This is a genomic window from Cyanobium sp. Cruz CV13-4-11 (genome assembly GCF_024346055.1).
GTDB lineage: Bacteria > Cyanobacteriota > Cyanobacteriia > PCC-6307 > Cyanobiaceae > Cyanobium.
Map to the genome: position 1 here is coordinate 110,606 of NZ_JAGQCH010000002.1, position 13,065 is coordinate 123,670.

The following is a 13,065-nucleotide window of genomic DNA, read 5'->3' on the forward strand; positions in this document are numbered from 1 at the left end:
CCTAAGGGCGTTCCGGCAGGCCAGCAACGGCTTCGGACCTGCCGGGGGCAGAAGGGGGCGTCAGCATGGGTCGAGGAGCGCCCCTGAGGCTGCATGTCCCCATCCGACCCGGCCGACTGGCTGCTGCTCTGCCGCACGGTGCGCTTCGGTGACAGCGATGCCGCCGGGGTGATGCACTTCCACCAACTGCTGCGCTGGTGCCATGAGGCCTACGAGGAAAGCCTTGAGAGGTTTGGCGTGGTGGCCAGCGAGATCTTCCCCGGGCCGGGCCGGACCCCTGCCGTGGCCCTGCCGATCGTGCACGTCAGCGCCGACTACCGGCGCCCCCTGGCCTGCGGCGATCCCCTGGCGATCGAGCTGCGGCCCCTGCAGCGCGATGGCGGCAGCTTCGAGATTCGCTACCGCTTTCTGCACGACGGCCAGGAGGCCGCCACAGGCCTGACCCGGCACGTGGCCATTGGGGCCGCCAGCCGGCAGCGGACGGCCCTGCCGGACTGCATCGTGGAGTGGCTGGGGGCCAGCCGGCTGGGGACCTAGCGGCGGTTCAGCAGGGCCCAGACCAGGGCGGCCAGCTGCAGGGGCAGCAGCGCTCCCATCAGGGCCAGGGGGTGCAGGCCATCGTGCGGTGTGCCGCCCAGGGCCATGAAACTGATCAGCCCACCTCCCACCAGCAGGGCGAGGCCCAGCCGTGGCGGCCGCCGGCCGGCCGGGAGGGGGGCGGCCATCAGAACCACTCCCGGGTGGCGTCGATGTACTGGGCCTGGAATTCCTCCGTCGACTTGGTGAGGTAGATGACACCTTCGATCACCCCGATGATCCCCATCACCGAGGCGCCGAAGCCGCAGGTGAGCACCGTGACCAGCAGCATGATCAGCCCGGGTTTGCTGTAACCCAGAACGAATTTGTGGATGCCCAGCGATCCCAGGAAGATGGCCAGCAGCCCTGCCGCCAGCTTCTTGTTGCTGGCCTCGACCTGTTGGCTTTCGGTCATCGGTGCAGGTGCCATTCAGATGGCTTCTAGCGAGTCCAGCCACCGCTGCCAACGCCCCCGTTCCCATTTGCCCGCAGCGGTGGGCGCCAGCGACGGACAGAGATGCCAGTGTCGCGGCCTCTCGGCTGGGGCCCAGGCGGCCGTGATGGCCTGCAACGTCACCAGCAGCTCCTGGCCCTCGTCCCGGTGCAGCGGCCGCACCAGAGCCACAAGATGCTCCCCCCATTCCGGATCGGGCCGGGCCAGCAGCAGCAGCGCCTCCAGGCCCGCCCCGGCACCGGCCGCCTGCTCCTGCAGCCGTTCCTCCAGCCGCTCCGGGAAGACCGTCTCGCCGCCACTGAGCAAGGCCCCATCCAGGCGGCCCAGCACCTCCAGCCCCTCCGGGCCAAGCCGCCCGGCATCGCCGCTGCGCCACCAGCCGCCCGACTGCAGCGGCAGGGGCCGCAGCTGGCCCGCCTCCAGCCGGCCGGGGCTGAGGCGGCCGCAGCGCACTTCCACGGCGCCGCTGGCGCCATCGAGGCGCAGGGCCACGTCGCCCAGGGGCTCACCACAGCCCACCGCGCCGGCCAGGAACTGCTGCGGCGGCAGGGCACACACCATGGCGGCGGTTTCGGTGGCGCCGTAGCAGGGGGCCAGGGGCAGCCGGGCGCGGCGGGCGGCGGCCGCCAGCGGCGCCGGCAGGCCCGCCCCCCCGACCCAGATCACGGCGCAGCCGGCCAGCCAGGCCGTGCCCTCAGGGCTGGCCATCAGCCGGGCCAGCTGGGTGGGCACCAGCGAGAGCAGCACCGGGCGATCCCTCGGCAGGGGGAAGGCCTGGGGCAGGAGCTCCGGCCGGCGCAGCAGCGGTGGGGCCAGCGGGCGCCACTCGCCCCCCCAGTGGCGGGCCCGCACCAGGGGCAGCAGGCCGCTGACGTGGTGCAGCGGCAGGGGGTCGAGGTGCAGGCAGGCGGCCGGCTCCAGGCCCAGGGACACCACCCAGCTGGCCGTGGCCTCGGCGGAAGCCTGCAGGTGGGCCAGGGGTTGCAGGCACCAGTGCCGCCCGCCGGCGCTGCCACCACTGCCCACCACCACCGCCGCCCCGAACCGGGCCAGCGCCGCCATCTCCTGCGTGGGCCCCCCGAGGGCCTGGGCCAGGTCCCCCTGCTGGCCGGGCCCCGCCAGGGCCACCAGGCGCTGTTGGCCCCAGGCCTGCTCCAGCTGGGACATCGCCGCCCCGGGATCGGCCGGGGCGGGCTCCAGCAGCAGCGGCGCCCAGGGGGGATCGGCCACGCAGGCTCCGTGCGGAGTACCACGCTAAGGGCCACTCCAGGCCCCCCGCCAGGGGCTCAGGCCGCCGCCGCCCAGACCCGTTGCGGGTCGCGCTCGAACAGGGACCCGCTGGGCGACCAGTCCGGGGCCAGGCCGGGGGCCACCGGTGTCGGGCCCCGCCATTGCAGCGCCGCCAGGTGGGCCGTCCAGCGGGCGCCGATGCCGGTCTCGAAGCCGGTGCTGAGCATCAGCCGGGGCACCCCCCGGAGCAACTGGCCCAGCAGGGGCCGGGGATCGCCGTCCTGGGACGGGCGCCGCACCTGCCAGCCACCCCAGTGATGGCGCAGCTCCGGCCGCTGCCGCAGGGATTCATCCAGGGCCACCGGAATCCCCAGGGCCAGCTGCTCGAGGCCCTTCTGGTCGCCGGCGGCCAGGGGCTGCTCCAGCCACTCCAGCCGCGATTCCCGCGCCAGTCGGCCGGCCCAGGCGGCGGCGGTGGTCCGGTCCCAACCGCCGTTGGCATCCAGCCGCAGGCGCCCATCGGCCGGCAGGCGCTCCAGCAGCCGCTCCAGCCACTGCCGTTCCAGCCCATCGGCCGCCGCCGCCACCTTCCACTTGACGGTGAGCGGGGCCGCCGCGGCGGCACCCTGAAGCAGGACGAGGTCGGCGAGCATGGCCTCACCGGCGGGCAGCAGCCAGGCCGGTGGCGGAGCGGCGAGCCAGCCGCCGTCGGCCGCCACACCGACGATCCCGTCGCTCTCCGCCAGGGCGGCCCCCAGGGCGAAGGCCAGGGCGGGCGGCAGCGCCGGCAGCCGCCGTTCCAGGTCGCTGCGCTCCACGGCGGGGCCCAGGGCCGCCAGGGCCGCCGCCACGGCCGGCCTCTCGCCGGGATCCAGCGGCGCCGCCTCCCCCCAGCCGATGCTGCCGTCAGGGCCCTGGAGCCGCAGCAGCCAGCCCCGCTTGGATGCCAGCAGGCCGCTGGACGTCTGCAGCGGCCGGGGCAGCTGGAAGCTGAAGGGCCTGGTCTCCAGAGCCAGCCAGCCCTCAGGCCTCCCCCCGCCCACAGGAGCGCTCACCGGTTCGCCAGCGCCGCCAGCCAGGGGCCAAGGGCCAGGCCAGCGGCCAGCCCCAGGCCGTTGAGCGCCTGGAAGCGCAGGGCCAGGAACTTGCTGCCGACGATCCGTTCGGGCCGGTGGTGCTCGTCGCCCAGGAGCCGGATCAGGGCGCGGGCCGGCGGCAGGCCGATCGCCCCCAGCAGGGCCGTGGGCGGCCACCAGCCCAGCAGCACGGGCGCCCACTGCAGGGCCAGGGCGGTGGCCACGAACCAGGGCACCAGGCCGGCGGCCCGCTGGCTGCCGAGGCGCACCACCGGCGAGCGCTTGCCGTGGGCGGCGTCCTCGTCCACCTGGTGGAAATGGGAGCAGAACAGCACCAGGGTGGTGGCCAGGGCCGGTCCGCTGCCCAGCAGCAGGGCGGCCCCCCAGGGCACCCCACCGGCGCCCTCCCCGGCCGGGGCCAGGGCGAGCAGGGCGGCGGCCGTGGCGCAGGGGCCGAAGGCCAGCCAGCAGAGGGGTTCCCCCAGGCCGCGGTAGCCGAGGCGGAACGGGGGTCCCTGGTACAGGTAGCCCAGGCCACAGCAGAGCAGCACCAGCAGCAGCACCGCGGCGCTGCTGCGCAGGGCCACCAGGGCCATCAGCGCCAGCCCGAGCAGGAGGCAGCCGTTGGCCAGAGCGAGCACCCGGTCCCGCCGGCCGGTGAGGTTGACCACCGAATGGGGCTTGCCATGGGTGTCCACGCCCGTGTCGGCATCAAAGACGTCATTGGCCAGGTTCTCCCAGGCCAGCAGCAGCACCGCCGCCAGCAGGAACAGCAGCAGCTGATCGGGCCGCAGGGCCAGCCCCTGGCCGAGCCGCCAGCCGGCCGCCAGCAGCACCGGCATCACCGCCACGGCGTACATGGGCCACTTCACGGCGGCGCGCCAGAGGCGGCCGCGAGAAGAGGCCCCAGAGGCGGCGCCACCCCCCGCGGCGTAACGGCTTGCGACGACCTGTGGCTCAGACATGGGGGCCGCGGGCGTTGGGCGGGGAAAGGCCCATACATTTGAGCAGCCTTCCGCCCCGGTCCCACGGCCCCTTGGTGCAGGCCCCTGCCAGCTTTCCCGCGCTGCTCTCGGCAGCCACCGCCGCCAGCCGGCGTCTGGAGGAGGAGGGAGTGCTCAGCCTGGCCCTGCCGATGGGGCCCCTCGACCCCCTCGTGGCCCTGCCCCATCTGGGCGGCAGCGGCGACTTCCGTTTCCTCTGGGACGGCGCCCCGGGACTCAGCATCGCCGCCGCCGGCCTGTGCAATGGCCTGGAGCTGAGCGGTCCGCGCCGCTTCGAGCTGGCCCAGCGCTTCAGCAGCCTCAGCCTCAGCCGCCTGGCCCGGGAACCGGGTCCCTGCCCCGCCCTGGCCCGGCCCCGGGTGCTGCTGGCCTTCGCCTTCTTCGAGAGCCCCCTGCACCCCGGCACCGGCGCGGCGGGGGTGCAGGCGGTCCTGCCCAGCTGGCAGCTGAGCCGCCAGGGCCGCCACTGCTGGCTGCGGCTGCAGCGTGTCCTCGGTGGCGGCATCACGGCCCGCAGCGTGGCCGAGGAGCTCTGGGACACCCGCCAGCGACTCGAGGCCCTGGGCGGTTCCGGGCACCCCGGGGTCGGCCAGACCCCAGCGGTGGGCATCGCCCATGGCTCCTACTGGCAGACGGGCTACCGCTCCGCCCTGGATCGGGGACTGGAGCTGGTGGAGCGGGGCGAACTGCAGAAGCTGGTGCTGGCGGTACGCCAGCAGCTGGTGCTGGATGGGCCGCTGGATCCCCTCAGCCTCCTGGCCCACCTGCGCCGCAGCCAGCCCGGCAGCTGCCGCTTCCTCTGGCAGCGCTCGGACCGCGAAGCCCTGGTGGGGGCCTCACCGGAGCGGCTGCTCACCCTGCGGCAGGGACAGCTGCGCAGCGATGCCCTGGCCGGCACGGCCCCCCTGGGGGAGCCGGCCGACGACCTGCTGCAGTCGCGCAAGGACCGCCACGAGCATGAGCTGGTGGTGGAAACGATCACCGCCGTGCTGCAGAAGGCGGGCCTCGATCCACGCCGGCCGCGGCGGCCGCGCCTGGCCCGCCACGGCTCCCTGGTGCATCTGCACACCCCGATCACGGCCGCGCTGCGGGGCCAGGCCCCGCTGACCCTGGCGGAAGTCCTGCACCCCACCCCCGCGGTGGCGGGCCTGCCCCGGCGCGAGGCGATGGCCTGGTTGCGCAGCCTCGAGCCGTTCGAGCGGGGGCACTACGCCGCGCCGATCGGCTGGATCGACACCGAAGGCGACACGGATCTGCGGGTGGCCATCCGCAGCGGCACCCTGCGGGGCCAGCAGCTGGAGCTGACCGCCGGAGCTGGGCTGGTGCGCGGCTCCCACCCCGAGCGGGAGTTGCAGGAGGTGGCGCTCAAGCTGGGGGTGCTGCAGCAGCAGCTCAACCTGCCCCTGGCCGCCGCCTTCAGCCAGCCAGCAGGCGCTCGATGACCTGATCCGCCAGCGGGACGCGCCCCAGCCACTCCACCTCCCGCACCCCGGTGGGGCTGGTGACGTTGATCTCACTGAGCCGGCCGTCGATCACGTCGATGCCGACAAAGAACAGCCCCTCGGCCCGCAGCACGGGCGCCAGCTCGGCGCAGAGGCGCCGCTCGGTGTCGCTCAGGTCGGCGGCGACGGGGGCACCACCGAGAGCCAGGTTGCTGCGGAACTCCCCCGCCTTGGGCAGCCGGTTCACGGCCCCCATGGGCTCCCCATCCACCAGCAGGATCCGCTTGTCACCGGCGCTGACCCCGGGCAGAAAGGCCTGGACCATCACGGGCAGGGTTTCCTGCACGGTGACCAGCTCCAGCAACGACCGCAGGCCCGGGGCCGCCGCTAAGACCCGCACCACCCCCTGGCCGGCCCGCCCCGCCAGGGGCTTGAGCACCACCTCCTCATGGCCGGCGGCGAACGCGGCCAACTGCTCCACCCTGGCACTCACCATTGAGGGGGCCATCAGCTGGCTGAAGCGCAGGGCACCCAGCTTCTCGTTCCAGGACCGCAGGGCCGCCGAGCGGTTGAGCACCCGCACCCCGAAGGGCTCGGCCATCTCCAGCAGCTGGGTGGCGTAGAGGTAGGCCTCGTCGACGGGCGGATCCTTGCGCATCCAGATCCAGCGGAAGTGATCCAGGGGCATGTCCCTGGGCTCGCCGACCTCGACCCAGGGGTCCGGGACGGTCCAGCCGTCCGCTGTGGCGGCCATCGCCGCCAGTTGCAACGGTTGGGCCCAGGCCCGGGGCCGATGGGCCCCATCAACCGTGCCCGCGGAGGAAAGATCCGCCTGGGTGCAGACCCAGACCGCCAGGCCGGCCCTCTGGGCCGCCTGCATCAGGGCCACGCTGGAATCCTTGGCCGGCCGCAGGCGCGTGATCGGATCGACCACGAACAGCTGGGCCTCCCGATCGCCGGTCACGCGGCCAGACGCAGCAGGGCGGCCAGCACACCGCCTGCGTTCAGTCTGTGAAGCTCGGGGTAACCACCGATGGCAATGCCGTCGATGAAGATCTGGGGAACGCTGGTGCGACCTCCCGAGCGCTTCATCATCACTTCCTTGTTGATTTCATCGTCGTCAATGATGAACTCGTTATAGGTGACGCTGAGCCTGTCCAGAAGTCCCTTGGCCAGGATGCAATCGGAGGAGAAGCGATAGGTGTAGAGCTCCACCTTGGCAGGCGGCTTCACCTCCACATCTTGCCCGGATTCCTCTGGGGGGGGGAGTCCTGGGATCTCCATCCGGTCTCTCAGGGGCAAGCTTTCGCAGCTTAAGGGGACTGTCGATGCCCCACCAGATCCATTTGTGGCAAAAGGTCCTCTGGCCGTTCCCCATGCCGATCAGCCCAGGCCCGGCATCCTGGGGCCTGATACCCCGGCGGCGCATGGTCCGTCGGCTCCATGCACCCCCCTTCGCCCAGCAGATCCGCAACGCCCTGCAGGTGGGGTTCGCCGGGTTCCTCGCGGCCGGCATCCACGCCGCGGCCGGACCGGACGTCAACGCGGTGGACGGCTTCCATGTGGTCTACGGCGCCGCCCGGAGCCTGCTCCCCACACTGGAGGCATCGCGCGAGGCGGCCTGGGCGCGGATGGTGGGCACCGTGTTCGGAGGGGCCGTGGTGGTGCTGCTCACCCAGGCCCTGCACAACTGGCTCGCGATCGGGATCGGGTACGTCCTCATCCAGCTGCTGGGACGCCGGCTGGGGCTGAGTCCCGCCACCCTGATGGACGCGGTGATCATGACCGTCCTGATCCTGGCGGTTCCCGCCCACGAGCGGATGGGGGGCTGGTACGTCGTGGACAGGACCGGCTGGCACCTGCTCGGGCTGCTGCTGGGCATGGCCGTCGTACGCCTGTTCTGGTTCCGCTCACCGCTGGAGCGCCTGCAGGACAGTGAGCGAGGTCTGCTGGGCCGGATCGATGCCCTGCTGGCAGGACTGTCCCACGACGGGGCGGTGCTGCGGGCCCAGCAGCAGCTGCAGCACGGCAGCACGGTGATGAGCGCGGCGCTGCCGACCGCGGATCCGCCGCCCCAGGACGCCCGGAACCAGTTGCTGATCGTCAGTCGGTTGCTGCTGCTCTCGGACGCCCTGATCCGGCTGCCCGGGTCCCCGCAGCGCCCGGGGCCGCTGGATGCGGGGCGCTGATAGGGTCGATCCATCGCCGGATTCGCTTCCCCTTGCTGGATCTCACCGACTTCAAGCGCGACCTCTCTGAGCTCACCGACCGCCTGGGCCATGCCCAGGACTGTCTTTGACGTACCGGCCCTGAAAGCACGCCAGCGGGACCTGGAGCAGCTGGCCTCCCAGCCCGACTTCTGGGACGACCAGGCCACGGCGCAGAAGAAGATGCGTCAGTTGGATGACGTCAAGGCCCAGCTGGAGCAACTCTCCGCCTGGCGGGCCACCGTCAGCGACGGCCAGGCCACGCTCGAGCTCTATGACCTGGAACCCGACGAAGAGCTGCTGGCGGAGTCCAACACCTCCCTGCAGTCGCTGCGCGCCGACCTCGACCGCTGGGAACTGGAGCGCCTGCTCAACGGCCCCTACGACAAGGAAGGCGCCGTCATCTCGATCAATGCGGGTGCGGGCGGCACCGACGCCCAGGACTGGGCCCTGATGCTGATGCGGATGTACACCCGCTGGGCCGAGGACCACAGCATGAAGGTGACCGTGGACGAGCTCTCCGAAGGGGAGGAGGCCGGCATCAAGAGCTGCACGATCGAGATCGACGGTCGCTACGCCTACGGCTACCTGCGCAACGAGAAGGGCACCCACCGCCTGGTGCGGATCTCGCCCTTCAATGCCAACGACAAGCGCCAGACCAGCTTCGCCGGTGTGGAGGTGATGCCCAAGCTCGATGAGGACGTCAAGCTCGACATCCCCGAGAAGGACCTGGAGGTCACCACCTCCCGCTCCGGTGGCGCCGGCGGCCAGAACGTCAACAAGGTGGAGACGGCTGTGCGGATCCTGCACATCCCCACCGGCCTGGCGGTGCGCTGCACCCAGGAGCGCTCCCAGCTCCAGAACAAGGAGAAGGCCATGGCCCTGCTGATGGCCAAGCTGCTGGTGATCGCCCAGGAGCAGCGGGCCGCCGAGATCGCCGACATCCGCGGCGACATCGTGGAAGCGGCCTGGGGCAACCAGATTCGCAACTATGTCTTCCATCCCTACCAGATGGTGAAGGATCTACGCACCGCCCAGGAGACGACCGACGTGCAGGGGGTGATGGACGGGGATCTGGATCCCTTCATCCAGTCGCTGCTGCGCCAGGGTGTGGAGATCGCCGTCGACACGGCCGCCTGATCCCCCTGAGCCAGCGCCACCCATGCCCGAGCGCCCCAGCCCCGAGCCCACCCCCGCCGCCGAGGCCGTGGGCGAGAACCCGAGCTTCGTGAAGCTCGCCATGCGCAACATGGTGCGCAAGGGCCGCCAGAGCCTGCTCCATTTCGGCCTCACCGCCCTGGGGCTGAGCGGCTTCCTGCTGCTGATCGCCTGGCTGGGGCGGCCCAGCCTGCCCGGATGACCACCCCAGGGGCGGCGCCGGAGATCGACCTGGCCTTCAGCTTGGAGCCCGGAGCCGCCGCTGGGGCCACGTCCCCGGAGCCCCTGGCGGATCCCGCCATGGCCGAGGCGCTCTGGTGCTCCCACCTCGGCGCCTGGCTGGCCCAGCTGCTGCCGGAGCTGCCGGCCCAGCTGCGGGCACCCGGCTACAGCCTGGGTCTGGAGCTCACGGACGACGCCACGATCGCGGAGCTCAACCAGGCCTGGCGCCAGCAGAGTGGCCCCACCGACGTACTGGCCTTCGCCGCCCAGGAGGAGGCGCCGCCGGCCCCCGCGGGGGCGGAGCCGGACTGGCTGGAGCTGGGTGACATCGTCATTTCGCTCGACACGGCCCGGCGGCAGGCCGAGGCGGCGGGCCACGGCCTGGCGGAGGAGCTGCTGTTTCTGGCCAGCCACGGCCTGCTGCACCTGCTGGGCTGGGATCACCCCGATGACGACAGCCTGGCCGCGATGCTGGAGCGGCAGACGACGCTGCTGCTGGCGTCACCGTCCTGACAGGGGCTGTTCGCCGCGGCCATCGGCGGTAGGGTGCCGCTTGTCCCTCCAACGGCGGTGCGATGCCGATGCTCGTTCCCGAGGAACATCCGCCGGCCCTGCGGGACGTGACCAACGACGTCCAGCGGCGTGGCAGGCGCCTGCGGGTGGGGGCATGGAAAGTGGCCGGCGACCTGCCGGCGAGCTTCCGCTATGCCGCCCAGGGTCTGGCCTACGGCTTCGCCAGCCAGCGCAACTTCCGCATCCATGTCTTCACCGGCCTTTTGGTGTTCGGCATGGGGCTGTGGCTGCGGCTGGCCGCCGATCGCCTGGCCGTGCTGGTACTGACGGTGGCGGCGGTGCTGGTGCTGGAGCTGCTCAACACCGCCACCGAAGCGGTGGTGGATCTGGCCATCGGCCGCCAGTTCCACCCCCTGGCCCGCATCGCCAAGGACTGCGCCGCCGCCGCCGTGCTGGTGGCGGCCCTGTCGTCGCTGCTGATCGCCCTGCTGCTGCTGGTGCCCCCCCTGCTGATCCGCCTCGGCGTCTAGACCATCCCCATGCTTCTGGTTCTCGACAACTACGACAGCTTCACCTTCAACCTGGTGCAGTACCTGGGTGAACTGGCCGCCGATCACCCCCTGGCCGCCGAGGTGCGGGTGGAACGCAACGATGCCCTCGACCTGGAGCAGATCCGGGCGCTGGAACCGGCGGCGATCCTCATTTCTCCCGGCCCCGGCGATCCGGACCAGGCCGGGGTCTGTCAGGAGGTGCTGCGGGAGCTGGGACCCAGCTTGCCGGTGCTGGGGGTGTGCCTGGGTCACCAGTGCCTGGCCCAGGTGTTCGGGGGGCGGGTGGTGCGGGCCCGCGAGCTGATGCACGGCAAGACCTCACCGGTGCACCACCGGGGCGCCGGGGTGTTCGAAGGCCTGCCCGAACCCCTCACCGCCACCCGCTACCACAGCCTGATCGCCGAGCGGGAGACCCTGCCCGACTGCCTGGAGATCACCGCCTGGCTGGAGGACGGCACGATCATGGGCCTGCAGCACCGGCAGCATCGCCACCTGCAGGGGGTGCAGTTCCACCCGGAGAGCGTGCTCACCCAGGCCGGTCACCAGCTGCTGGCCAATTTCCTGCGCCAGGCCTCCCACTGCTAGTTTCGCGCCACATCCTGGGTCCGGTGGGGCCAGACGCGACGCCATGGTTCACCCCACCCGCAGGTCCGCCGCGTCCCAGCGCCGGACCACCACCACCGGCCTGCGCCTGGGGCTCAGTCTGGCCCTGGCGGCCGGACTCACCCTGCCGCTGCCGGCGATGGCCCAGAAGGGTGGCGGTGTCACGATCACCAGCCTGGGCCACAGCGCCCTGATGATCCAGGGCGGCGGTGCCCGGGTGCTGGTCAACCCCTTCCAGGCCGTGGGGTGCGCCGCCGGCCTCAGCGAGCCCCGGGTCAGCGCCGATGTGATCCTGGCCAGCAGCCTGTTGAAGGATGAGGGCGCCCAGGTGGCCAGCGGCAAGTTCCTGGTGAAGCCGGGCTCCTACCGGCTGGCCGGGCTGCAGATCGAAGGCATCGCCGCCCCCCACGACCGGGTCGGGGGCCGCCGCTTCGGCAACGCCACCCTCTGGCGCTGGCGCCAGGGCGGCCTCGACATCGCCCACCTCGGCGGCACCGCCGGCCGCCTCAGCCCCGCCGATCGCGTGCTGCTGGGCCGCCCGGACGTGCTGATCATCGGCGTCGGCGGAGGTGGCAAGGTCTACACGGGCCAGGAGGCCGCCGAAGTGGCCCGTGAGCTTCAGGCCCGCCGGGTGATTCCAGTGCAGTACAACGGCGGCAAGCCCCCGGCCAACTGCGATCAGGGATCGGTGGAGCCGTTCCTGAAGGCGATGGCGGGCGCCACGGTGCGGCGCAGCGGCCCCTCGCTCAGCCTGGTGCCGCCCCTGGGGGACGGGGTGGTGGTCGAGGTGCTGCGCTGAGCCCTCACCCCAGCCCGTCGATCAGGCGGTAGGCCTGCCAGAACCGGCCCATCTGCTCGCCGCTGCCGAGGCTGACCCGCAGGGATCCGTCGATCAGCGGCTTGCCGGCCATCGAGCGCACGAGGATGCCCGCCTGGCGCAGGTCGGCCTCCACCTCGGCTGCGGGGCGACGGGGCCAGAGCAGCAGGTAGTTGCCGCCGGCGGCGTGGTGGCGCACCCCCGCCTGCCGCAGCTGGCCCAGGAGCCGGTCGCGGGCCCGCAGCACCTCGGCCACGTAGGCGTCCACATAGGCCTGGTCGGCCAGGGCGGCCAGGGCCGCCGTCACCGCGAAGCTGTTGATGTCGTACGGGCCGCAGACCCGGCCCACCCGCTCCACCAACGCCGGTGCGCCGATGGCGAAGCCGATGCGCAGGCCCGCCAGGCCGGCCGTCTTGGCCAGGGAGCGCAGCACCAGCAGGTTGGGAACTGCGGCGAAGGGGTCGGCTGCCGCCCCGCCCGCCAGCAGCGGCGGCAGCACGCTGTCGCCGGTGAAGGCCTCGTAGAGCTCATCGACCACCACCAGGGTGTCCGGCGCCGCCGCCGCCAGCTCCAGGATCCGCTCGGGCGCCAGCCGGGTGCCGGTGGGGTTGTTGGGGTTGCAGATCAGCAGGATCCGCGGGGCACCAGTGGCTGATCCCGGAGGACCCAGGGCCGAGCGGATCTCCTCGAGGGGGAAATCGAAAGCGGGCAGGCGATAGGGGATCGCCTCGATCGCCATGCCCTGCATGCGGGCGCAGGGGGTGTAGTAGCCGAAGGTGGGGCTGGTGGTGAGCAGGCGATCACCGGGGGCAGCAAAGGCGTGGAAGATGGCATGGATGGCCCCGTCCACGCCGTTGAACAGGCCGATGTGGGCCGGCGTGAGGCCTCGGCCCCCCAGCGAGGCCACCACCGCCTCCCGCAGGCCGTCGTATTCGGGATAGATGGCGTAGTGATCGGCCGGGATGGCGCGGATCGCCTCCACCACCAGCGGGCTGGGGCCGATGGTGTTCTCGTTGAAGTCGAGCCGCAGCAGGCCACGGCGCCCCTCCAGGGGGGCGCTGTAGGCCGTGAGGGTTTCCACTTCGGGACGGGCCAGGGGGCCTGACGAAACGGCCGGTCTCTCGCCGGGGGTCGGGCTGCTCAAGGCGCCGGAATCGAATCGCTACGGAAGCCATCCTGCAGCGCAGCCCTACCGTTTGATCAGCTGCAGCT

The 13,065-nt window shown here is 72.3% G+C and carries 17 protein-coding genes; 9 read left to right on the top strand and 8 right to left on the bottom strand.

Going from position 1 to position 13,065, the window contains the following annotated elements; all coding sequences use genetic code 11:
- Nucleotides 1-93 precede the first annotated feature (93 nt).
- The gene (locus KBZ12_RS02560; RefSeq protein ID WP_254956155.1) at nt 94-537 is read left to right on the top strand and encodes a thioesterase family protein; all 444 of its coding nucleotides are present in this window, start codon (nt 94-96) and stop codon (nt 535-537) included.
- On the opposite strand, the gene KBZ12_RS02565 is transcribed toward KBZ12_RS02560, so the two are convergent.
- Genes KBZ12_RS02565 through menA form a run of 5 tightly spaced genes read right to left on the bottom strand, consistent with a single transcriptional unit; the run spans nt 534 to nt 4,301 of the window.
- Nucleotides 534-725: a hypothetical protein gene (locus tag KBZ12_RS02565; protein ID WP_254956156.1), complete on the bottom strand. Its 192-nt coding sequence runs from the start codon at nt 723-725 to the stop codon at nt 534-536. The two genes, KBZ12_RS02560 and KBZ12_RS02565, sit on opposite strands and share 4 nt — an antisense overlap.
- A complete protein-coding gene (locus tag KBZ12_RS02570; protein ID WP_254956157.1) occupies nt 725-991 on the bottom strand; it encodes a TM2 domain-containing protein in 267 nt (88 codons plus the stop codon). The genes KBZ12_RS02565 and KBZ12_RS02570 overlap by 1 nt, the downstream gene beginning before the upstream one ends.
- A 15-nt stretch (nt 992-1,006) precedes the next feature.
- Nucleotides 1,007-2,260: an AMP-binding protein gene (locus KBZ12_RS02575; RefSeq protein WP_254956158.1), complete on the bottom strand. Its 1,254-nt coding sequence runs from the start codon at nt 2,258-2,260 to the stop codon at nt 1,007-1,009.
- A gap of 56 nt (nt 2,261-2,316) precedes the next feature.
- Nucleotides 2,317-3,315 (bottom strand): o-succinylbenzoate synthase, encoded by a 999-nt coding sequence (locus KBZ12_RS02580; protein WP_254956159.1) that lies wholly within the window; start codon nt 3,313-3,315, stop codon nt 2,317-2,319.
- Nucleotides 3,312-4,301, bottom strand: coding sequence for a 2-carboxy-1,4-naphthoquinone phytyltransferase (menA, locus tag KBZ12_RS02585; protein ID WP_254956160.1), 990 nt, complete (start codon nt 4,299-4,301; stop codon nt 3,312-3,314). Before menA ends, KBZ12_RS02580 begins: the two co-directional genes overlap by 4 nt.
- 74 nt (nt 4,302-4,375) lie before the next feature.
- Between menA and KBZ12_RS02590 the strand changes: the two genes are divergently transcribed.
- Nucleotides 4,376-5,782 carry an isochorismate synthase MenF gene (locus KBZ12_RS02590; protein ID WP_396100513.1) on the top strand — a complete coding sequence of 469 codons (1,407 nt, stop codon included), beginning with the start codon at nt 4,376-4,378 and terminating at the stop codon, nt 5,780-5,782.
- On the opposite strand, the gene gshB is transcribed toward KBZ12_RS02590, so the two are convergent.
- Both gshB and KBZ12_RS02600 read right to left on the bottom strand, forming a co-directional pair.
- Nucleotides 5,757-6,746, bottom strand: coding sequence for a glutathione synthase (gshB, locus tag KBZ12_RS02595; RefSeq protein WP_254956162.1), 990 nt, complete (start codon nt 6,744-6,746; stop codon nt 5,757-5,759). The two genes, KBZ12_RS02590 and gshB, sit on opposite strands and share 26 nt — an antisense overlap.
- The gene (locus tag KBZ12_RS02600) at nt 6,743-6,997 is read right to left on the bottom strand and encodes a glutaredoxin domain-containing protein (protein WP_315859411.1); all 255 of its coding nucleotides are present in this window, start codon (nt 6,995-6,997) and stop codon (nt 6,743-6,745) included. The genes gshB and KBZ12_RS02600 overlap by 4 nt, the downstream gene beginning before the upstream one ends.
- Nucleotides 6,998-7,158: 161 nt before the next feature.
- Here KBZ12_RS02600 and KBZ12_RS02605 point away from each other — a divergent pair, with 161 nt between their 5' ends.
- From KBZ12_RS02605 to KBZ12_RS02635, 7 genes are all read left to right on the top strand, one after another.
- Nucleotides 7,159-7,971: an FUSC family protein gene (locus KBZ12_RS02605; RefSeq protein WP_254956164.1), complete on the top strand. Its 813-nt coding sequence runs from the start codon at nt 7,159-7,161 to the stop codon at nt 7,969-7,971.
- Between the two features lie 32 nt (nt 7,972-8,003).
- A protein-coding gene (prfB, locus tag KBZ12_RS02610; RefSeq protein ID WP_254956165.1) for a peptide chain release factor 2 occupies nt 8,004-9,129 on the top strand; the annotation gives its coding sequence in 2 pieces (ribosomal slippage) (nt 8,004-8,078 and nt 8,080-9,129; 1,125 coding nt in all).
- A 22-nt stretch (nt 9,130-9,151) separates the two neighbouring features.
- Nucleotides 9,152-9,349, top strand: a complete 198-nt coding sequence (locus KBZ12_RS02615; protein ID WP_254956166.1) for a DUF3285 domain-containing protein — start codon at nt 9,152-9,154, stop codon at nt 9,347-9,349.
- Nucleotides 9,346-9,882 (top strand): rRNA maturation RNase YbeY, encoded by a 537-nt coding sequence (ybeY, locus tag KBZ12_RS02620; RefSeq protein ID WP_254956167.1) that lies wholly within the window; start codon nt 9,346-9,348, stop codon nt 9,880-9,882. The genes KBZ12_RS02615 and ybeY overlap by 4 nt, the downstream gene beginning before the upstream one ends.
- Before the next feature lie 68 nt (nt 9,883-9,950).
- On the top strand, nt 9,951-10,412 hold the full coding sequence (locus KBZ12_RS02625) for a diacylglycerol kinase family protein (RefSeq protein ID WP_254956263.1): 462 nt from the start codon (nt 9,951-9,953) through the stop codon (nt 10,410-10,412).
- A 9-nt stretch (nt 10,413-10,421) separates the two neighbouring features.
- Nucleotides 10,422-11,018: an aminodeoxychorismate/anthranilate synthase component II gene (locus tag KBZ12_RS02630; protein ID WP_254956168.1), complete on the top strand. Its 597-nt coding sequence runs from the start codon at nt 10,422-10,424 to the stop codon at nt 11,016-11,018.
- Between the two features lie 43 nt (nt 11,019-11,061).
- Complete coding sequence (locus KBZ12_RS02635) at nt 11,062-11,835, top strand: MBL fold metallo-hydrolase (RefSeq protein WP_396100483.1); 774 nt, start codon at nt 11,062-11,064, stop codon at nt 11,833-11,835.
- Nucleotides 11,836-11,839: 4 nt separating this feature from the next.
- On the opposite strand, the gene KBZ12_RS02640 is transcribed toward KBZ12_RS02635, so the two are convergent.
- On the bottom strand, nt 11,840-12,997 hold the full coding sequence (locus tag KBZ12_RS02640; RefSeq protein ID WP_254956169.1) for a histidinol-phosphate transaminase: 1,158 nt from the start codon (nt 12,995-12,997) through the stop codon (nt 11,840-11,842).
- Between the last annotated feature and the right edge of the window lie 68 nt (nt 12,998-13,065).